Source organism: Agarivorans sp. TSD2052 (genome assembly GCF_023238625.1).
In the GTDB taxonomy this organism is placed as follows: Bacteria; Pseudomonadota; Gammaproteobacteria; order Enterobacterales; family Celerinatantimonadaceae; genus Agarivorans.
Genome location: NZ_CP096670.1, coordinates 1781971 through 1802156, shown reverse-complemented (window position 1 = coordinate 1802156; position 20186 = coordinate 1781971). Strand labels below are relative to the sequence as shown.

At 44.2% G+C, this 20186-nt stretch carries 19 protein-coding genes; 4 read left to right on the top strand and 15 right to left on the bottom strand.

Translation table 11 applies throughout. The annotated features are described in order from the left end of the window. Positions 1-55: 55 nt before the first annotated feature. Positions 56-2140: an elongation factor G gene (fusA, locus tag M0C34_RS08185; RefSeq protein ID WP_248715145.1), complete on the bottom strand. Its 2085-nt coding sequence runs from the start codon at positions 2138-2140 to the stop codon at positions 56-58. Between the two features lie 350 nt (positions 2141-2490). Then, positions 2491-2832, bottom strand: coding sequence for an HNH nuclease YajD (gene yajD, locus M0C34_RS08180; RefSeq protein ID WP_248715144.1), 342 nt, complete (start codon positions 2830-2832; stop codon positions 2491-2493). 157 nt (positions 2833-2989) lie between these two features. Here yajD and M0C34_RS08175 point away from each other — a divergent pair, with 157 nt between their 5' ends. Then, positions 2990-3571: a hypothetical protein gene (locus tag M0C34_RS08175; protein WP_248715143.1), complete on the top strand. Its 582-nt coding sequence runs from the start codon at positions 2990-2992 to the stop codon at positions 3569-3571. Positions 3572-3605: 34 nt separating this feature from the next. Here M0C34_RS08175 and M0C34_RS08170 read toward each other — a convergent pair whose 3' ends face one another. The 6 genes from M0C34_RS08170 to M0C34_RS08145 all read right to left on the bottom strand — a co-directional run bounded on the left by M0C34_RS08170 (position 3606) and on the right by M0C34_RS08145 (position 10578). Further along, entirely contained in the window at positions 3606-4787 is a 1182-nt protein-coding gene (locus M0C34_RS08170; protein ID WP_248715142.1) for a glycosyltransferase, read from the bottom strand. A gap of 1 nt (position 4788) precedes the next feature. Further along, on the bottom strand, positions 4789-5508 hold the full coding sequence (locus M0C34_RS08165) for an acyltransferase (protein ID WP_248715141.1): 720 nt from the start codon (positions 5506-5508) through the stop codon (positions 4789-4791). A 151-nt stretch (positions 5509-5659) separates the two neighbouring features. After that, positions 5660-7078, bottom strand: coding sequence for a lipopolysaccharide biosynthesis protein (locus M0C34_RS08160; RefSeq protein WP_248715140.1), 1419 nt, complete (start codon positions 7076-7078; stop codon positions 5660-5662). Continuing rightward, entirely contained in the window at positions 7065-8030 is a 966-nt protein-coding gene (locus tag M0C34_RS08155; RefSeq protein ID WP_248715139.1) for a glycosyltransferase family 2 protein, read from the bottom strand. Before M0C34_RS08155 ends, M0C34_RS08160 begins: the two co-directional genes overlap by 14 nt. Then, positions 8027-9034: a glycosyltransferase family 2 protein gene (locus tag M0C34_RS08150; RefSeq protein WP_248715138.1), complete on the bottom strand. Its 1008-nt coding sequence runs from the start codon at positions 9032-9034 to the stop codon at positions 8027-8029. The genes M0C34_RS08155 and M0C34_RS08150 overlap by 4 nt, the downstream gene beginning before the upstream one ends. Positions 9035-9186: 152 nt before the next feature. Beyond that, entirely contained in the window at positions 9187-10578 is a 1392-nt protein-coding gene (locus tag M0C34_RS08145) for an O-antigen ligase family protein (protein ID WP_248715137.1), read from the bottom strand. Positions 10579-10648: 70 nt separating this feature from the next. On the opposite strand from M0C34_RS08145, the gene M0C34_RS08140 reads away from it, so the two are divergent. Next, positions 10649-11593, top strand: coding sequence for a glycosyltransferase family 2 protein (locus M0C34_RS08140; RefSeq protein WP_248715136.1), 945 nt, complete (start codon positions 10649-10651; stop codon positions 11591-11593). Positions 11594-11697: 104 nt separating this feature from the next. Here the strand turns inward: M0C34_RS08140 and M0C34_RS08135 are convergent, their stop codons facing one another. The 5 genes from M0C34_RS08135 to prmB form a co-directional block, all read right to left on the bottom strand. Next, a complete protein-coding gene (locus M0C34_RS08135; RefSeq protein ID WP_248715135.1) occupies positions 11698-11919 on the bottom strand; it encodes a hypothetical protein in 222 nt (73 codons plus the stop codon). A gap of 22 nt (positions 11920-11941) precedes the next feature. Then, complete coding sequence (locus M0C34_RS08130; protein WP_248715134.1) at positions 11942-13114, bottom strand: ATP-NAD kinase family protein; 1173 nt, start codon at positions 13112-13114, stop codon at positions 11942-11944. Beyond that, positions 13111-13623 carry an elongation factor P hydroxylase gene (locus M0C34_RS08125; RefSeq protein ID WP_248715133.1) on the bottom strand — a complete coding sequence of 171 codons (513 nt, stop codon included), beginning with the start codon at positions 13621-13623 and terminating at the stop codon, positions 13111-13113. Before M0C34_RS08125 ends, M0C34_RS08130 begins: the two co-directional genes overlap by 4 nt. Before the next feature lie 87 nt (positions 13624-13710). After that, positions 13711-14799 (bottom strand): chorismate synthase, encoded by a 1089-nt coding sequence (gene aroC, locus M0C34_RS08120; protein ID WP_248715132.1) that lies wholly within the window; start codon positions 14797-14799, stop codon positions 13711-13713. 11 nt (positions 14800-14810) lie between these two features. After that, complete coding sequence (prmB, locus tag M0C34_RS08115; protein WP_248715131.1) at positions 14811-15734, bottom strand: 50S ribosomal protein L3 N(5)-glutamine methyltransferase; 924 nt, start codon at positions 15732-15734, stop codon at positions 14811-14813. 62 nt (positions 15735-15796) lie between these two features. Between prmB and smrB the strand changes: the two genes are divergently transcribed. Further along, positions 15797-16321: an endonuclease SmrB gene (gene smrB, locus M0C34_RS08110; RefSeq protein WP_248715130.1), complete on the top strand. Its 525-nt coding sequence runs from the start codon at positions 15797-15799 to the stop codon at positions 16319-16321. A gap of 46 nt (positions 16322-16367) precedes the next feature. On the opposite strand, the gene M0C34_RS08105 is transcribed toward smrB, so the two are convergent. Both M0C34_RS08105 and sixA read right to left on the bottom strand, forming a co-directional pair. Further along, positions 16368-16577: a DUF1107 family protein gene (locus M0C34_RS08105; RefSeq protein WP_248715129.1), complete on the bottom strand. Its 210-nt coding sequence runs from the start codon at positions 16575-16577 to the stop codon at positions 16368-16370. Between the two features lie 185 nt (positions 16578-16762). Beyond that, positions 16763-17227: a phosphohistidine phosphatase SixA gene (gene sixA, locus M0C34_RS08100; RefSeq protein ID WP_248715128.1), complete on the bottom strand. Its 465-nt coding sequence runs from the start codon at positions 17225-17227 to the stop codon at positions 16763-16765. Between the two features lie 156 nt (positions 17228-17383). On the opposite strand from sixA, the gene M0C34_RS08095 reads away from it, so the two are divergent. Next, complete coding sequence (locus M0C34_RS08095) at positions 17384-20173, top strand: insulinase family protein (protein WP_248715127.1); 2790 nt, start codon at positions 17384-17386, stop codon at positions 20171-20173. The last annotated feature ends 13 nt before the right edge of the window (positions 20174-20186 follow it).

Genomic DNA, 20186 nt, shown 5'->3' with positions numbered 1-20186 from the left:
AATGCTGGGCATAAAAAAAGCCGCTCTAGGAGCGGCTTGATACTAAAAAGTAAGCTTACTTCTTAGCTTGTCTCTCTTTTTCTGCAGCAATGACTGATTCAGCCACGTTTTGTGGAGTAGCAGCGTAGTGCGAGAATTCCATAGAGAACTGACCACGACCAGAGGTCATAGTACGTAGTGAACCAATGTAACCAAACATTTCTGCTAGTGGTACATCTGCTTTAATACGTACGCCGGTTACACCAGCTTCTTGGTCTTTGATCATGCCGCGACGACGGTTCAAGTCACCAATAACATCACCTACGTGATCTTCTGGAGAGAATACGTCAACTTTCATGATTGGCTCAAGAAGTTGTGGACCCGCTTTTGGTACAGATTGACGGTAAGCGCCTTTAGCTGCAATTTCAAAAGCAATCGCAGATGAATCCACAGCGTGGAAAGCACCATCAAATAGCTCTACTTCCATATCTAGAAGAGGGAAGCCAGCTAATGGACCCGTTTCCATCATTACTTGGAAACCTTTCTGAACTGCAGGCCAGAATTCTTTAGGCACGTTACCACCAACTACTTTTGATGTGAACGTGTAACCAGAACCTACTTCACCAGGCTTGATGCGGTAATCAATCTTACCGAATTGACCAGAACCACCAGACTGTTTCTTGTGCGTGTAGCTATCTTCAATTTCTTGAGTAATAGTTTCACGGTAAGCAACTTGAGGTTGACCAACCACTAGGTCTACACCGTAAGTACGCTTCAAGATATCAACTTTAATGTCTAAGTGAAGTTCACCCATACCTTTAAGAATGGTTTCACCTGAATCTTCATCAGTTTCAACTTGGAAAGATGGATCTTCAGCAACCATTTTACCGATAGCAATACCCATTTTCTCAGTTGAACCTTTATCTTTAGGCGCAACAGCAATCGAGATTACTGGAACTGGGAATACCATAGGCTCTAGCGTACAAGGGTCTTTAGGATCACAAAGCGTGTGACCCGTTTGAACATTCTTCATACCTACGATAGCGATAATGTCGCCAGCTTGAGCAGAAGTGAGTTCGTTACGGTCATCAGCTTGCATCTCAACCATACGGCCAACACGCTCAGTTTTACCTGTAAATGCATTAAGGATGGTGTCACCCTTGTTCAGTTTACCAGAGTAAATACGTACGAATGTTAATGCACCAAAGCGGTCATCCATAATTTTGAATGCTAGTGCTTTGAATGTTTCGTCAGCAGAAACGATAGCGTGGCTACCAGTTTCTTCGCCTTCTTCGTCCATTAGAGGTTGAGGATCAACTTCAGTTGGGTTTGGCAAGTAATCAACAACAGCATCAAGGATTAATTGAATACCTTTGTTTTTGAACGCCGAACCACAGTAAGTTGGGAAGAAGTCCATTGTACGCGTACCTTTACGGATACACGCCTTTAGTTGCTCAATCGTTGGCTCTTCGCCTTCCATGTAAGCTTCCATTAGGTCGTCATCTTGCTCTACAGCAGATTCAACCAACATTTCACGGTACTCTTCTACTTTCTCAACCATGTCCGCAGGAACATCAGTGATTTCGTAGTTTTCTGGAAGACCCGTGTCATCCCAGATGTATGCTTTACGAGTAAGAAGGTCGACAACACCAACGAAGTCTTCTTCAATACCAATAGGCAAAACCATTACTAGTGGGTTAGCCGCTAGAACGTCTTGTGTCTGCTTAACTACACGGTAGAAGTCTGCACCCATACGATCTAACTTGTTAACGAAGATAATACGTGCAACTTCTGAGTCATTCGCATAACGCCAGTTAGTTTCAGACTGAGGCTCAACACCACCAGAACCACAGAATACGCCGATACCGCCATCAAGCACTTTAAGAGAACGGTATACTTCAACAGTGAAGTCAACGTGTCCAGGAGTGTCAATAACGTTGAAGCGGTGGTCATCCCAGAAACAGCTTACTGCTGCAGACTGAATAGTAATACCACGCTCAGCTTCCTGTTCCATGAAGTCAGTAGTAGACTCACCGTCATGTACTTCACCAGTTTTGTGGATCTGACCAGTAAGTTTTAGGATACGCTCAGTTGTGGTAGTTTTACCTGCATCAACGTGAGCAAAAATACCAATATTTCTATATTTTGATAAATCAGCCATTGTTCAACTCTAATCAATTGTTTCAAATTCGGCGGGGAGTATACCACTACTGTGGCACAAGGCGAGAGGGTGAACTGAATTTGAGCGATTAATTGCCAAATTTATTAAAAATAATCTAGCAAATAAACGATTAAAGCCGTTTAAAACCCGATAACGGCTGTTTTCACCACTCTATATTCGCAATGTTAAAACTTTTTTAGATGGTTAAGCTCTCCGCGGCCCATTTCTGAGCATAGTAGGACACAGTCGCAACGCAACTTTATATTCGGTTCAGCTGTCAAAGCCTGAATATCGGTGACAATCCGTTGATTACTCTCTACGCTAAACGCTTAACAAGCTCTGACATTTGCTTATTTTTTCTTGTTCATCATTGCTTTTAAATCTGCAAACGGATTGCTGGTCGCCACATCCTGCTTTAGATCGCTACCCGCTTCTACCGTTGAGCCATATTGCGCAGCCTCGGTATATTTAGCATGCTCATGGTCATGGCAATATAAACATAGCAACTCCCAATTAGAACCATCATTAGGATTATTAGTGTGGTCATGATCAATATGATGAACCGTAAGCTCACGCAGATTCGAATACGGAAATTCACGCGCGCATCGTCCACATACCCAAGGAAATAGCTTGAGGGCTTTCTCTCGGTAACCCTGTTCTAAACTTGCGTAGTTATTTGGAATCGTCGCCATTTTATTCTCCAAGAAATTTTTGCCAAATATTATACCACCCAAGCAGTTAAATTTTTCAGTCAAAAAAATAAAATGCTGAATGGCTCAAGATTAATAAATGACATATTCACAAAAGCATAAAGTTGCGCCAGAATTAGATTAATCAATTAAGGGAATAATGATGCCGCAGCCTTCGACCCTGATTCAATGTAACCGTTGTGATTGTAGTAGCGACCAACACCAAATCAATACTTGGCGAGTACATCTATACAATGGCCTAGAGATTCCGTTACGTAAGACGATAGGTTGGTGTAATGAATGTAATGCTTTAGTCAGCGCTGATGAGTTTAGGGATATTGACCTAATCATAAATGAAATGGCCGCTTTGGTTCGCCAAGTTGCCTCACTCGAAGAGAAGCTGAAAACAAACTATTGGCAAAGGCTGTTAAACAGAAAGTTACGCCGAGTAAGGCGTCGCAGTGTGGCAACCCTACTGACCCTTGGTGCAGAGTTAGACATTTCTAGACAACGGCATAACCACGCGGAATGCTTGAACTGTGGTTCACACAAGATATCGGTGATTGACCCGAAGCTCAACATCGTCGCGCACTATTGGCAGCGTGAATCGCAAGCCGCAATATCGACCGGCCTATTGCACCCTGTATGCGGCGGCGAGTTCATTGCTACCCCTATTGCCCCCCAACCTGCTCCTGCCATGAGTAAAACCTCAAATAAGCAGCCAAGCAAAACGATTGCTTAGCAGCTTACTTAGGCCCGAACCTTTATACTGCCAGCTAACAAGACAGCAATTGATTTACCTGTTGCGCCCTTTCATACCAACTTTCAGAACGCACGTGCAAACGTTGAAACGAGGTTCTTCTTTGCTGCAATGCAGAAGGCGTTTCTAGGCTGTCTTCTAGGGCCTGAACCATTTGATAGGCTTCTTCTACCTGGGTCACCATTCCCGCATAAGGTTGTAGTGCTGGAAACGGAGTGCTCACTATTGGCCTGCCTGCGGCCAAATACTCGCGTAACTTTAGCGGGTCACACGAGGTGATTTGTTTACAAGCCCTAAAGGGTAACCATGATACCTGCCAGTGCTGCACATAACTGGGTAGCTCGTCATGGCGAACCGCGGGATAAACTTCAATATTGCTAAAGCCTTTAAAAGCCGAAATATCGGTTTGCACATCACCGATAAATACAAAGCGCCAGTGTGGTAACGACTTGGCAACGTTTACAATCAAAGGAATATCTAACCAAACGGCAATGCTGCCATAAAAACCAGCTATCGGCTGCGCACTTTGCTGAATAGTCGGCGCAGGCTCTGACGGCCGAACAAATAAACTGTAGTCAACGCCATGAGGTAAAATACGTGTTTTAGCAGCGATATGCGCTTGGCGACTAAATTTTTGCAACAGCATGTCGCTAGCCACCAGCACATGATCGGCTTTTTTCACTAGCTCGGTTTCGCAACGAGTAACATGTTGATGGTCCACCCCTGCCAAGGCGCTAAAGTCATCGCCACAATAGTAGATAACTTGACGTTCATTTAAATGCCCCAGCATATCTACCGCTGTCGCCAGCGCTATCCATAGATCAGGATGAGTTATCCCCAATCGCTTAGCTTGCTTATTGACTTGAGCTTGCAATATGCATCGGTTCAACCAACGAAAAAATCGACTGCGCGGCGCAGGAAAAGCCACCGGTGACAGTACATGGATATTGCGAGGCCTAACGGGCGCCTTCTCTCGCTCGGTGTTTTGAGTTTTACTCGTTGGCTGGCTTGAACCCAACATCGATTTAAGCTTCTCAATCACCCGTTTAGCATCACGTAAACTTAAACGAGGGCGGCGTAAGCCAATGGAGTTAACCCAAAGAATCCTATGGTTCTTTGCCAATTCGGTAATAACATGCTGACTACTGCTAGGGTGACGCTGCCAATCTTCACCAAATACTATGAGATCGCGTTTCATATTAGTTCTCCTCAATAGCTTTTATTACTTTGGCAGGAACACCTGCAGCAAGCACCCCAGCGGGTAAGCTTTTTGTGACTACACTCCCCGCCGCCACTACCGTTCCTTTGCCAATGGTCACACCCGCCATAACCGATACCCCAGTGGCTAACCACACGTCGTCTTCAAGTATGACATCGCCAACTTGTTCCTCGGTGTCTGGTAAACCTGCTGCGCGCTGTTTTGCATCTAGGGGGTGGCCTGGGTAACCGGCGATGAAACAGCGCCCTGCAATACGCACGTTATTACCCAAACTGACCAAGCGCCCCACTGCAATGGTGGTTTGCCAGCCTATATCTACGTTGTTACCTACTATTAATTGTGCTGCTTGCTGACTAGACGCTCGGCCACTAAAGGTAGTGGCTCCTGAAATTCGACATTGGTTAGCCAATTGAATAACCAAGCCTTCACCCAGTAAGGGCATGCCGCCATATAGATAAAGATTTTTAGATGGGCCCTGAGTTTTACTTCTAAACAGGGGTGTCCACCAAAAAATTCTTAATACGCTGCCGAACAAGCCGCTTATTAACAGGTGTAAGCGGTATAGCGCACTAAACAAAGCGGGTATTTTAGGCAGCTGAAAAAGCCGTATACGCTTCAAAAATGAAAACACATTCTTCGCTAGCGGAGATTCGCTGTGTTTTAGCCATAACTTGGTTTGATGTAAAAACATGCTGCTCATTAGTTTCCCCTTATGACATGTTAAAATTGAAACTTATCCTTGTGATAGCAGCATCCATGCCATGAATTTTAGCTTTATAAAATCAATAACTTAAGATGGTGCAGGGACGCTATTCGCAAAATGAAAATTGACCAAGCCCAAAAAAGAGTGACTAAAAAGCGCTGCTTAATTGTCCCTGAGGCTTAACCACCCAAACAGAGCCAAGCATTAACCAGATAAGCCCGACCATAGGTAATAACTGCGCCCAAGCCACTTCCACTACTAAAGGCAGCAGCAGTAACAGCATTAACGGTGGGATAAAGGCTACAACTAATGGAAACACTCGGTACTGTAAAGGCTGCAAGATTAAACTGATGATGGTAAACATGACAAAGCGCAGGGCAAATACACTGTTAGTGGCAGCAATTAGGCCCCATACACCCCAAGCAGGGATCAGTAAGTAGTACAAGCTTATCGCTAACACTGCAGACGCGGCGTTAATCCTAGGTAACCAAACCGGGCTGTTTGGCAAATAGCAGCCTATATCAGTTACCGCGGTAGCTAATTTAAAACCGACCGCCAGAAGCATCAGAGGTAACCAGTCAATCCCTGCGAGATACTCAAGCGGTAATACAGCCTTAAGTAATAAAGGTGCAAAACAAGCGGCGGATAGCAGCAGCAACATTATGGCTAACAACAAACGCTGATGAATAACCGTCACCTCCATTTGGCCATTCGAGTGTTGTAATACTGCAAAGCGGCGCGGTAACCACCAACTTTCAATCACGCCAAATGCCATGGCAGTAGCTTCAACCACCTTAATCATAATGGCGTATTGAGCTAAGGTCTCAGCGCCTAACCATTCTGCTAACAATAAACGGTCGAGCCCATGCATCACAAACAAGGCGAGTGACGCACCAATTAAGCAGCTTTGATAGCTTAAGGTTAATTTAGCTAATGCAAAATCAAACCTTAGCTTGATCTGCTCACGACAAAACCATACGCCCAAGCTAAGCCCAACAACGTTGGCCGCCACACTTGCTGATATCACCGCATTAATTCCCCAACCATGCTGCAGACCCCATAAGGTCACCGCAACTTGAGTTAGCGACTGAAGCACCACCAAATAAAAATATCTATTTGCTCTGCGCTCAATACGTAGCCACATCATTAAAGGTTGTAAAGCAATAGATAGTGCGACGACAGCAGCGACTGCAGTCAACTGCCACACGGTTAAACTGGCGAATAATTCAAAGGGTAGGAAATGTAAACTAAGCCCCGCCAATACCGCGAGCAATAGGCCATAAGCTAAACTAAGAACAAAAGACGAAGAGATTAGATTCGCTTTGGCCGCGGCATTTTTACAGTCGGGGTAAAAACGCGGTAAGGCTCCAGCGCTAATCTCTAGTAAAGAACACAGCGAAAAAATCACCACTAAGCTTTCTAATAAGCCATAATCTTGCAAACTTAAGTAACGTGTAGTCACCGGCAACATCATTAGGCCGATACCTTTTTGCAAGATCATCAGCACCCCATAAACACCCATTTCTTTCAGGGATTGGCGCGCGGCTTTGATTTTATTCCACAGCATAATTGGCTCTCCCAGCACGAATGCGGATTAACCATAGAGCCCATTCACGGTGTTGCCATTTACGAAAACTACTCACGAAATAGTTATCTTTACTCTGCTGATAGCTTTCAGATAAATCATACTTCTCAATCAAATGCTGCGTGAAGCGCCAATAACACAGTAAATCAAACCAACTCACTTGAGTACGTAACTGTAAGTAAGCATGCCGACACAACATTTCTAAACATAAAGGAGCGGCTTTAGGTAACAAATCACAGTGTTCCATTCGTTGCATAAAATCACCGATGGAACACATCCGTGCATACAAACGAGTCTTATCGGCACCGGGTTTGCGGCAGATGCCGTCAAGGTTATGCCGATAGAAGTAAAACGGTTCATCAATATGTACAATTTTTTTCGCGAACAGTTCTGCCATATAAGAGAATATTTCATCTTCAAATAGCTCCCCTGCAGGAAATGCTATTTGGTGCTCATTAATAAACGAACGATTAAATAACTTATTACAGACCGAGGTATTTTCGCTGATATTGTTATGGGCGTAACACTCCAGCCCTTGATCTGAGAATTTACTAAAACCACAGCTTACCCAGTCGGCACAGTGTTGTTGCGCTTCATTTAATAGACGCAGATACATTTGGCTGTCTAGATAATCATCGCTATCTAAAAAACCTAGGTATTGACCGCGAGCGTGGCTCATACCAATATTTCTCGCTTGCGCCAAACCGACATTGGTGGTGAGTCTAACAATATTAATCGCTAAACTAGATTGCTGGGCAAACCGCTTAGCCAATAAGTAAGCATTATCTGGTGATGCATCAATAACAACAATCACTTCTATTGACCGCAAGCTCTGTTCTGCAAGGCTTTCAAGGCACTGCCACAAGGTTTGTTCGGTATTAAACACAGGCACTACAACAGAAACATCAGGCTGAGTATTTTCAATGATGCTCATGACTTAGCTCCCTGTGTACTTAAACCCATTGGCTGAATATAATCCAGCAACTGCTGCTGAGCTTGACGAGCCTTTACCCAATATGCCAACAAGATAATACGTGTCGCAGAGCCCCTGAATTTTAGGTAGCGGCTCACTTTATATTCTTCACCGGTATCAGTGCAGCGCGCTAATAGTCGGTACTTGCCCACTAGATGATCAATAAAACTAAAGAAGCCGACTAAATCAATCACAGAAATATGATAATAGAGCGCACTCAAAGCGTGGTTTGCTAAACACTGCAGTAATTCATCGGCATGTTTATCAATCGCCCCTCGGCGATCCATGTCAGCCAAAAACCTGGCCAGCATTAATTGTTTGTCGTAAAGATTAAAGCGTCCGTGGTTTTCACCGCGACATAATCCTTCAGGGCTCATCCGATAGTTGTAAAGCACTTGATTAACTTCAGCCAGATTCTCAGTCGAAAAACGCGCAGTGTAAGCAAACGGTTCATCTTCAAAAATGACGTTGCTATAAAAATTGATTTGTTTCGAAAGCAGATAAACACGGCGAAATAGCTTATTAGTAACAAAAGTGTCTTCGTAATACTCTTTAGTTGGAATGTTGTGATATTCAATGAGAGAGGCATGGGTCTCAAAAGAACGCATTTGACAACTGACGACATCAGCATTGGTATTGAGCGCTTCGCTGAACATCAGTTCAAACATGTTTGCTTCTACGTAATCATCACTATCAACAAACCCAATGTACTCACCTTGGGCCGATTGCATCGCGATATTTCTCGCCACCGAGACGCCGACGTTTTGTTCCAATACAATTTTTCGAAAACGCTCTGGGTATTGCAAACAATAGTTGCCTGCAATGACCGCACTGTTATCAGGAGAGCCATCAATAACCACGATAACTTCTACATGCTCAAGCGTTTGTTTAGCGAGTGAATCCAAACAATTGGCAAGATATTGCTCTGATTTATAAACTGGAACGATTATCGATACATTAAACATAGAGAAGTCCTCATTGCGGTTAACTGCCGTGAAGATGGACCAAGGTGGGCAGCGGTGATAGTTGCAATACAGCAAAAGCCAGACCACTAATTTTTAATCATGTATTTTCAATAAGATAAGCGCTAACACGGTAAGGTTTATAGCGTAGATAACTAGCGATTTGCATTCTGCAATGGTTGACGAAGTAATTGAGCGATAGCGACCACTAAGGCAGTGAATATATAGATTGGCCAAGTAAAACCTTGAGTTAAAAACGTACCAGAAACAAACGTGCCTAGTAGCCCTGCGAATACCCCTTCGGCACAAGCATATAAACCGGAGTGATGGGCAGACGCCTGCTTCATGAGAAATTGTAAATTACCGTGAGCTAAACTGCAGATTTTGAACGCTAAGGTACAGAAAACCATAAAACCCAAAAATCCGGTTTCTGCCAAAACGCCAAACCAAGTGCTGTGAACCGCATGGTTTTTACCGTCCCAATGCGACGAGAAGAAATAGTAGTTAGCGTAAAAGTTATCGATACCAACACCTGTTAGCGGATTGTACAAGGCCATCTTAAAGGCCGCTTGCCACGCATAAATACGCCCCATTGACGATTCATCGATTCCTGACTCAGCCGCCCCTCCCGAACTCCGTTCAGAGACCCCCGCTAATACAAATAATATCGGCATTGCCATTGCGGCCAAGCTGATGAGCAATACTTTGTTTTGTACCCGTCTCCAAGCAAACACCGCACTGATAGTAGCAATCCCTAACAAACCGCCACGGCTTTGGGTGGCTAAAATAGCCATAATAATTGCCACTGCACTCACTATGGCCAGCCAACGACTTATCCAACTACCAGGCTTTAAGCTAAATGCTACGGCGAAACCTAGCGGGAACAATAAGGTTAAGGCCAAATCGTTTGGGTCTCCCAACATAGATCCCATCGAACGACCAATCGTCACCCGCGTTCCTTCAACCATCTCAATACCCGCAGCGGCATTTTGCAAAGCAACCATCGCTATCATAAAACCGCAGACAAAAAAGGCTATTGCAGCCTTAACAAAATCTTCTGGCTTACGCATCAACCATGCTATCGCCACTGTCATAAGAGCAATTTTGCTAAACACCCCATTGAAATACGCCATAGCTACCGGGCGACTGCTAGAAAAAATAACGCCCACAGCACACAAACCAACAAATGCCATCAACCAACTAAGCTCCTTACTCCAGTAAATTTGCAATTTGCGAGAAATGAATAAATGCCAGCCTAAACAGGCCAACGAACCCAAGGCTAATAGTTGCGGAATGCGTAAAACGTACAGGCTAGGAAAAGCCTCATGCAGGCGAAAAAATGAGAAACAAACAAAACCAAGCACAATCCAAAAGGGTTGCTTGAACACCATAACCACGCAAAGAGGAATTAAGCCTAATACCAATGGAATCAGTAAATTAGGAAGCTTTAGCCAGGCTAAGCCAGCGATTGATATTGTCAGTAAAGCCCACAAGATAGGCCTTAGGTTTTGCGTTGTGTGAGTACCATGGTTGCGGCTTCTGTTCATCAATTTATCTCTCTGGCATAAGTCATGCTTATGTAGCTACATAAGCAACCTCAATGCCAAGGACACCAACATGTCGAATCCAGTAGCAACTACACCTGTTTGCAGCGTGGTCATTCCTAGCTATAACTGCCTAGCCTATTTAAAACAGGCCTTAATTAGCGTTGAACAACAGCAAGTTTCAAATATAGAAGTCATTGTTGTTGATGATAATTCCAGCGACGAAACTTGGCAGTGGTTACAACAACAACAGATCAGCAAACCGCAATTACGCAGTATAAAGCTGTCGGGAAATGGCCCCGCCTATGCTCGCAATATTGCGATACAACATGCGAAAGCGCCGTTAATCGCTTTCTTAGACGCCGACGACACCTGGTTACCCGGTAAACTACAAAGGCAAATTAATTTTCATCAGGCATTTCCCGAGCTTAGCTTTAGCTTTACCGACTACCGCCACTTGGGTCCGAATGGCGAAGACCGAGGAACCTGTTTTGAATTTTGGCCTAACTATCGTCATTTAGTCACTCAAGCTAAGCGCTATCAAATAAAACATGATGCGGCATCCAGCTTATTTGCTGAAAACGTAGTGGGCACATCGACTGTAATGGCTTCACGTTCGGCTTTACTCGACTGTTTTGCCTTTGATGAGCAGTTACCCTCGGCAGAAGATTGGGATCTGTGGTTGAAATTAGCGCTGTCTGGGCCGGTGGCCGTCGCTAACTTTTGTGACTGTCAGTACCTCATGCGCGATGGCTCTGAAAGCAGTAAAAGCCAACTTAGAATCAAAGCGATGCATACCATTTATCAACGTTATGCGCCCAAAGTAGCCAAGCAATCAAGCCAAGCTCTCACTCAAGCGAAAGCGAGAATCGCCACCGCTGAAGCAGAACTGTGTAATGAAGAGCACCAGCGGCTGTCAGCGATTATAGCTAGATTAAAGGCATTGTTTCTTTCACCGAGTCGTCGCCGGTTAATTGAAACCTTAGCAGACACCCGTAACCTGATGCTGTTGCGATAAGTGCCGTTAAACCATTTGATGACCGAGGCAGCGAATCGCTCATAAGCAAATTATCGGCATAAAAAAAGCAAAGCCTAAGCTTTGCTTTTTATCCAGTAACCAGCTTATGCTACAGCGGCTACTTGCTTGTGGTTGTCAGCAAAAGTGATAGCGTCTCGCCATAACACTTCTACTTGTGACTGCATTGTGTCATCCGTTTCACCATCAAAGTGCGCATCTAATAAGGCGATATGCATTTGTGATTTTAAGCAGTGTACCATTGGACGATGGCTCAACTCGGTTTGAGTTGCAGCAACACCTAAATGATCTTTTAAGTATTGAACCACGTTTTTTGGTGGAGCATTTAGATTAGTGTCGTGACTGTTCAGATAAGTCTGTAGCAGAGTGACATAATTTTTGAGCATCGGTAACCTCATTTTCAGGGTTCGATACTCGATACATAATATAATCTCGGTAACCAGTAATTACCTTGATGCTTCCGGATAAATATTTATCCAGTTCTGTATCGCCAGTATCAACTATCAACGGGCGTCCATGCAAAGATTTAAGTTTAGTTTTAGTGGCTACGACTACGATGTTATCACGACCTAGTTTACGTATTACCGCAGGACTAAGTTGCTGATTACCACGTCCAAATAAATGACCTTGGCCACCTATTGGTGTAATCAATAGCTTTGTTACGGGGCTTATTCTATTTACCAGCTGTTCTGCGGTCAAATCCTGTTGTGCAATTTGGTGATCTTCGACCAAATCTACTCCCAAAAGAGTATTGGGCAGTGATAACTCCTGCATAATTGCATCTACAGTAGAGCCTGAGCCGGCGATAAATGGCTGGTCTTGCAGCATTTCTATCACTTCGGCGGCGATATCTTGTAAAACCAAGTCTTCAGACTCCATCCCACCTTGCTTAACAGCTTGTACATAACGAAGCTCGTCGGGAACGGTCATCTCTCCAAAGCACTTAGCTCTCACTTTACCTTGGCGAAAAGCCTGCTCGTCAATGTCCATCACGTCTGCCAGCTTTAAACTAAGCATTTCGCCCTTGACTAATTTTTCAATCACTAAGCCACTGGCTTTAGGTGTCACGCCGTATACCCCAGAGTGAATTTTACACCCTGCAGGAATGCCTAGGCAGTGAAGCTGCTCCCCCACCACATTAAGTACATCACGCGCTGTTCCATCTCCCCCAGCAAAAACAAGTAAATCAACGCCTATATCAGCAATGGCTTGAGCAGCCAACTGAGTATCCTTAGCACCGCTTGGCTCATCAGCTTGGTAGACGACTTGGTGAGCTAAGCCAAGACTGACACATAATAGCTCCCCCATTTCACCAGAGGCAGTAAACAGTTCAACACTCCCCCTCAAATCAACCAAGCCCTGCAATGCTTGCTCTGCTCTAAGGTTGGCTTTTTTTACCGCACCTTTAGCTAAAGCCTGGTCAACTACCCCATCAGACCCCTTTAAGGCGACGCTGCCGCCAATACCTGCGATGGGATTGATTATCAAACCAAGTTTAATCATTGGGCGGCCTCATTAAGGGATGAATCAACCGTTTGTCTAAGGGCATCAATAAACAATTGCGCCCGCGGTGGAAAGCATGTTTGTAAATACGCCTGATATTGCTGTTCTACCGCCTTGCTAAAAGCATGGCGGTTGCTCTGAAAACCAGAAAGATTATCTACACTCACTTGAAACTCGCGACCAGCCGCTAAGGCAAAGGCATATTCAATGGCCTGAGGTTTCACTTCCACTTTTTCAAACTCGAGTTGTTGTTGTTGGTCACGACCATCGCCATTGTACCAATAACCATAATCTTCCAGTGTTCTTCGCTCGTCACCAGCAAGACACCAGTGAGCAATTTCATGTAGCGCACTGGCAAAAAATCCATGAGCAAAAATCACTTGGTTTTGTTCAGACATCGCTCCAGCAGGGAGGTATATTGGCTCATCGTCTCCAGCAACTAACACCGTGTTAAACTTAGCAAAAGTTCGGTTAAATAAATCAATCAATTGGCCAACATCGTCAAACATCTATTTACCCACAAGCACTCTGCGATTATCTGTCTAAAAAAAGCCCCTAAACGTCACTGTTAGGGGCTTGAAAAGGCGTAGTTACGCTTAACGTAAAATAGGTGTGTCAGTGCTCACTGCACCATTTTGTCCACGTTGACGTAAGCAATGGTCCATTAATACAATGGCAAGCATCGCTTCGGCAATCGGTACCGCACGAATGCCTACGCAAGGATCGTGACGCCCTTTGGTAACGACTTCAACGGGCTTGCCAAACTTGTCGATAGTTTGTCCCGGCACAGAAATGCTTGAAGTAGGTTTCAAGGCGATATGGGCAATAACATCTTGGCCAGAAGAGATCCCACCTAAAACGCCACCAGCATGATTTGAGCTAAAGCCTTCTGGCGTCATTTCGTCTCGGTGTTCACTGCCGCGTTGGTTAACAACCGCAAAACCATCGCCAATTTCAACCGCTTTAACCGCATTTATTCCCATTAGGGCATGCGCAATATCCGCATCTAAACGGTCAAACACCGGCTCGCCTAAGCCCACAGGTACCCGCTTAGCAACCACACTTAACCGTGCACCAATCGAGTCACCTTCTTTTTTTAAGCCTCGCATAAACTCATCTAAGTCTTCAAGTTTGCTGGCGTCGGGGAAGAAGAATGGGTTTTGCTCAATTTGGTCAAAATCGATGGTTTCAGCTTTAACTGGGCCTAATTCGCTCAAGTAGCCATGAATTTCAACACCATGTTGTTGTTTCAAGTATTCTTTAGCAATAACACCTGCAGCAACGCGCATCGCGGTTTCACGCGCTGATGAACGGCCACCACCGCGGTAATCACGAGTGCCATACTTTTGATGGTAGGTATAGTCAGCGTGCCCAGGGCGAAACATATCTTTGATGTTAGAATAGTCTTTTGAACGTTGGTCGGTATTCTCGATCATTAAACCAATTGAAGTACCGGTGGTTTTACCTTCAAAAACACCCGCCAAAATTTTAACTTGATCGGGTTCACGACGCTGAGTGGTGTAACGAGATGTACCAGGTCTGCGGCGATCCAAATCTTGTTGAATCATCTCTTCAGTGATGTCTAGACCCGGTGGGCACCCATCAATAATACATCCTAGTGCGACACCATGGCTTTCACCAAAGGTGGTCACTCGAAAAAGCTGGCCAATACTGTTTCCTGCCATCAACTCTATCCTTACTGTTTAAATAGCGAGCCACAAGCAAGCAATTGCTCACGACTAATAATGAATACCCCATGCCCACCATTGGTAAACTCTATCCAAGTAAATGGTACATCTGGGAACTGCTGCTGCATATGCACTTGGCTATTGCCAATTTCTACAATCAATAAACCTTGAGGGTTTAAGTGCTCGGCTGCATCAGCCAAAATTTTCTTAGTTAGCGCTAATCCATCAAAGCCCGACGCCAAACCTAGCTCTGGTTCGTGCATGAATTCATCAGGTAAGTTGCCCATATCTTCAGCATCAACATAAGGTGGGTTACTTACAATTAAATCATAAGTTTGGCCGTTTAGCGCCGTTAATCCGTCTGAAAGTATCGGGGTGACCTGCTGCTCTAAACCATGCCCTTGAATATTAATTTCTGCCACTGCTAACGCATCTTCAGAAATATCTACAGCGTCTACTTCTGCTTCAGGGAAAGCGTAAGCACAGCCAATGGCGATACAGCCACTGCCGGTACATAAATCCAAAATCCGCTTAGGTTCTTCAGTTAACCATGGCGAAAATTGGGTTTCTATTAATTCTGCGAACGGAGAACGCGGCACCAACACGCGCTCATCAACATAAAATTCTAAACCAGCAAACCAAGCTTTATTAGTAAGGTAAGCAACAGGTAAGCGTTCTTGAACCCGTTTCACCACCAACTCCACCAATAAACTGCGCTCTTGACGAGTTAAACGTGCATGCCGCACCGCTGGATCAACATCCAACGGTAAATGTAGGCTAGGTAAGATAAGCTGCACGGCTTCATCCCAAGCATTGTCTGTTCCATGACCATAGAAAACGCCTGAAGCATTAAATCGACTCACCGCCCAGCGGATCATATCTTGTATAGTATGTAACTCATCGATTGCTTCTTCGATAAATATCTTTTCCAATTTGGCCTCCAGATTAAGTACAATCACCCAATTAATGGCTTCAGGCACAACTGATAATAAAGATGAAAAAACCTACTGACGAAGATTTCGCTGCTTTCAAAGAAGCACTCAAAGGCGTTCGCCAGATAAAACAAGATAAAATAAGTCTTGAGCCTGCTCGAATCAAGCAAAAAAGCCAACAAAGAGAAAAACAGCAAAAAGCAGCGCTAAATAATAGCCAGTTTTTCTTTTCTGATGAATACCATCCATTGTTGCCCGATGAAGGCCCGATGCGCTGGCAAAGTGATGACTGTGATCCCTACGAATTAAAAAAGCTGAGAAGGGGTGATTACGAGCCAGAGATTTTGTTAGACCTACATGGCTTAACGCAACGGCAGGCAAAACAAGAAATAGCCGCGTTAATTATAGAATGTAAGCAACAACATTATCACGTTGCTTCTATCATGCACGGGCATGGACAACAGATCTTAAAAACCAAAGTTCCACAATGGTTAGCACAGCACCCGCAAGTATTAGCTTTTCACCAAGCCCCTAAAGGCCATGGAGGGTCAAGTGCCCTACTGGTTCTAATCCACTCGCCAAACTAAAAAACCACTGTTAAAAGTGGTTTTATCGTTCAAGTAACCAGCAAAACTAGGCAGCTTTGTTCCTAAATTGATCAATTTTCTGATTGACTTCAGCAACCGTTTGTCGATGTTTGTTGGTTTTGTGATTAGGTAGCGTTTCTAGCTTACCGTTTTTGAATTCGTAAGCCCCACGTCCTTGAATATACAAACGTCCCTTAAAAAACGCTTTGACATAACGGGCAATTTTGACAGGAGAATAGCGCGAAAATATTTTCATAAAGTATGTCCACTACTTGTTGCGACGCAGACATACTACTAGGAGATTTTCGCTAATTCTAAAGATATTGTGTCCAATTCAGCGTTCCGCGAAGGAGATCTCAAAAGCACAAAAAACTGGGAACCTTTTCAAGCTAGATTAAAAATCCAACTTTTCTGTAGAAGATGAAGTAAAAAACCAAGTATTTACAAGCTTACCGGATGTAGCAAAGAGATAAATCTGTTTTCAGGCGCCACCTCGACTTGCGCGACAGCTGCAGTACTGAATAATGGTGCACCAGCATCTGCCGCCAAACCTTCCACTAAATACCCCACCAAAGGTAAATGTGAAATCACCAGTAAATTCGCATTTGGCTGTTCTAGCGCAAGTTCACTAATTAAGCTCACCACAGCGGCTTCATCACCAGAAGGTGTGAGTTCAGTCATTTCAACGATGTTAGTTGCTTTAGGTAATACAGCGGCTAAACCTTGCCAAGTTTGCTGAGCACGTAAATAGGGGCTAACCAATACGTAATCAAGATGTTCAATTTTTCCGGCTAAATAAGTCGCCATTTTAGCCACCTCTGTTATGCCAGATTGATTTAAACTTCGGTCACTATCACTAGCGGCAAACATCTCGGCTTCGCCATGACGCATGATAAAAACTTGCATATTGTCACTCTTCTATTTTCGTTGATAGTAGAAAGCAGCTTATATTACGTTTTTCGCAGCTAATTTAATTGATATGCAACAAAACTTCCATCAGAGTTTGCAAGACCTGAATAAGCAGCTGATAATCATTATATCTCTTTGATAAAGGATACGACCTTGCGTACCAGCCCTAATGATCCGAAACACTATCACAACATAACATTAGACAATGGTCTTAAGGTGCTTTTGATTCAAGACCAAGACGCCCAAAAGTCGGCAGCCTCATTGGCGGTAAATATTGGTCACTTCCACGATCCAGAAGGAAGAGAGGGGCTCGCTCACTTTCTTGAACACATGCTGTTTTTAGGGACTGAATCCTATCCCGTCGCAGGGGAGTATCAATCCTTTATTAACCGTCACGGAGGCAGCAACAACGCGTGGACCGGTACAGAACATACTAATTTCTATTTCGATATTGAAAATGACTGGTTTGACGAAGCCTTAGATCGCTTTAGCCAATTTTTTATTTGCCCATGCTTCAATCCAGAGCTAGTCGACCGTGAACGCCAAGCCGTAGACTCCGAGTACAAGCTAAAACTAAAAGATGACGTACGTCGCCTCTATCAAGTCCACAAAGAAACGATGAATCCGGCCCACCCTTTTAGTCAGTTTTCTGTGGGCAATTTGGATACCTTGAGTGACACCCAAGACGCTACTATCAGAGATGACTTGATCGACTTTTACCAGCAGCATTATTCAGCCCATTTGATGACCTTGGTACTCATTAGCCCTCAAGCAATCGACAGCCTAGAGGAATACGTGGTTCAATTATTTAATGCTGTTCCGCGAGTAGCGGTAAAAACCTATGATTTTGCACCACTGTATTTAGCTGAGCATTTAGGCTTAGAGATTCACATTCAGCCGGTAAAAGAACTTAAGAAACTCACTTTATCATTTGGCTTTGGTAATATGGACCCCCTGTATAGGATCAAGCCGCTCACCTATATTGCTCATTTATTAGGGTACGAAGGCCCTGGTAGTTTAGTGGCCTTATTGCGCCATGCTGGGTTAATCAATTCAATGGCAGCTGGTGGGGGAATTAGTGGCAGTAATTTTAAAGACTTTTGCATTAGCTATAATCTAACCGAGGAAGGGCTAACTTGTATCGACTCTATTATTGATGCCAGTTTTTCCTACTTAAAGTTAATCCAAAACCAAGGCTTGCAAGCTTGGCGCTACAGCGAGAAGCAACAAGTGTTCGAGCGCGCTTTTCTCTATCAAGAAAAATCTCGCGCTATCGACCTCGTTTCACATCTGTCGGTCAACCTTCAGCATTATCCGGCTGAAGATGTGATTTATGGTGACTATGCGATGGAGCAATATGATCAAGCCTTAATCGAACAGTGTTTAAAACAGCTGTCGCCTGATAATTTAAGAATTACCATCGTTTCTGCGCAGCAGCCATGTAATAAAATAGCCAAGTGGTACCATACCCCCTACTCGGTCGAGCCGATAGCTAAACAGCGCTTAGATCGCTGGCGCCAACCGGCAAAGCTCGACAGCTTGCAATTACCCAGCAGCAACCCATTTCTGTCATTTAATACCACCCCTTTAGTCGAGGTGGACGACCAAGAAGCCCAACCAAGATTGTTGTACGACAAGCCTGGCTTCCGTTTATGGTTTAGTAATGAACCCGAATTTAAAGTACCTAAAGGCCATCTTTACGTTTCGGTAGACTCCGCCTACTCGGTTGCCTCGGTGAGAAACATCGTTTGCAGCCGATTAATGGTGGAGCTGATGTTGGACCACCTCAGTGAAATGACCTATCAGGCCGAGATTGCCGGTATGTCTTATCAGTTATATTCTCACCAAGGTGGCTACACGCTGCACTTGTCAGGCTTTAGTGATAAACAAATCTTGCTGCTTAAAATGATCATGAATAATCGTTTATTTGGCCATTTCGAGCGTAAGCGGTTTGGCATAATAAAACAGCAGTTGAGCAAGCACTGGCAAAACCAAATGCAGGTGAAGCCTATATCGCAATTATTTAGTGAATTGACCTCGCTATTGCAACCCAACAACCCGCCACCAGCGGAATTACTGAAAGCTTTAGAAGATATTCAGTTAGAAGACATGCCTGATTTCGTGGCAAAGCTTTATCAAAATATTCATATCGAAATGCTGGCGTATGGTAATTGGGCTGAATCAGAAATTCACCAACTGGGCGACTTTATTCAACAAGAAATTTCACCTGATTCAAGTCCATCCAAAGAGACACCGCGCAAACTTGTCAGCATCAAAGATCAGGCAACCCTCCTCTATGAAGTAGACTGTAAACAAAGTGATTCAGCCTTGATGGTTTACTTTCAAAGTCGTGATCTAAGCCCTGAAAGCATTGCACTATTTGCCTTAAGTAACCACATCATGACTTCAACGTTCTTTAATGAACTGCGCACGAAACAGCAGCTAGGCTACATCGTTGGTACCGGTAATTTACCGTTAAATCGACACCCCGGCATCATATTTTACGTTCAATCTCCGCATGGACAACCTCAAACATTACTCGATGCAATCAATGACTTTTTGGATGCTTTTCCAGTACTGATGTTTGAACTGAGCGATGCTCAGTGGCAGCAAAGCAAACAAGGTCTCATTGCCCAGATCCTTGAACGAGAAAGTAACATGCGTACTCGAGCACAACGATTTTGGGTGAGCATTGGCAATAAGGACCACAAATTCAATCAGCGACAACTTGCCGCTAAACGAATTGAACAATTAGAGCGCCGAGATTTGGTCAGATTCATGATGAGTTTAAAAAGTAAACAACGAGACAGGATAGTTGTATACAACTATGGCGGAACTGATTTACAACAAGGGCCGCTAAACACCCACCATTTAGAGACCGGGCATTACATCAGTGATCGCACAGACTTTCAACGCCAAGCAAAACTGTATAGCTACAATTAAAGTAGCAGCCTAG

Bases quoted from the DNA above. Each gene is read 5' to 3' on its own strand.
- fusA (WP_248715145.1), bottom strand. From the start codon at position 2,140: ATGGCTGATTTATCAAAATATAGAAATATTGGTATTTTTGCTCACGTT.
- yajD (WP_248715144.1), bottom strand. From the start codon at position 2,832: ATGGCGACGATTCCAAATAACTACGCAAGTTTAGAACAGGGTTACCGA.
- M0C34_RS08175 (WP_248715143.1), top strand. From the start codon at position 2,990: ATGATGCCGCAGCCTTCGACCCTGATTCAATGTAACCGTTGTGATTGT.
- M0C34_RS08170 (WP_248715142.1), bottom strand. From the start codon at position 4,787: ATGAAACGCGATCTCATAGTATTTGGTGAAGATTGGCAGCGTCACCCT.
- M0C34_RS08165 (WP_248715141.1), bottom strand. From the start codon at position 5,508: ATGAGCAGCATGTTTTTACATCAAACCAAGTTATGGCTAAAACACAGC.
- M0C34_RS08160 (WP_248715140.1), bottom strand. From the start codon at position 7,078: ATGCTGTGGAATAAAATCAAAGCCGCGCGCCAATCCCTGAAAGAAATG.
- M0C34_RS08155 (WP_248715139.1), bottom strand. From the start codon at position 8,030: ATGAGCATCATTGAAAATACTCAGCCTGATGTTTCTGTTGTAGTGCCT.
- M0C34_RS08150 (WP_248715138.1), bottom strand. From the start codon at position 9,034: ATGTTTAATGTATCGATAATCGTTCCAGTTTATAAATCAGAGCAATAT.
- M0C34_RS08145 (WP_248715137.1), bottom strand. From the start codon at position 10,578: ATGAACAGAAGCCGCAACCATGGTACTCACACAACGCAAAACCTAAGG.
- M0C34_RS08140 (WP_248715136.1), top strand. From the start codon at position 10,649: ATGTCGAATCCAGTAGCAACTACACCTGTTTGCAGCGTGGTCATTCCT.
- M0C34_RS08130 (WP_248715134.1), bottom strand. From the start codon at position 13,114: ATGATTAAACTTGGTTTGATAATCAATCCCATCGCAGGTATTGGCGGC.
- M0C34_RS08125 (WP_248715133.1), bottom strand. From the start codon at position 13,623: ATGTTTGACGATGTTGGCCAATTGATTGATTTATTTAACCGAACTTTT.
- aroC (WP_248715132.1), bottom strand. From the start codon at position 14,799: ATGGCAGGAAACAGTATTGGCCAGCTTTTTCGAGTGACCACCTTTGGT.
- smrB (WP_248715130.1), top strand. From the start codon at position 15,797: ATGAAAAAACCTACTGACGAAGATTTCGCTGCTTTCAAAGAAGCACTC.
- M0C34_RS08105 (WP_248715129.1), bottom strand. From the start codon at position 16,577: ATGAAAATATTTTCGCGCTATTCTCCTGTCAAAATTGCCCGTTATGTC.
- sixA (WP_248715128.1), bottom strand. From the start codon at position 17,227: ATGCAAGTTTTTATCATGCGTCATGGCGAAGCCGAGATGTTTGCCGCT.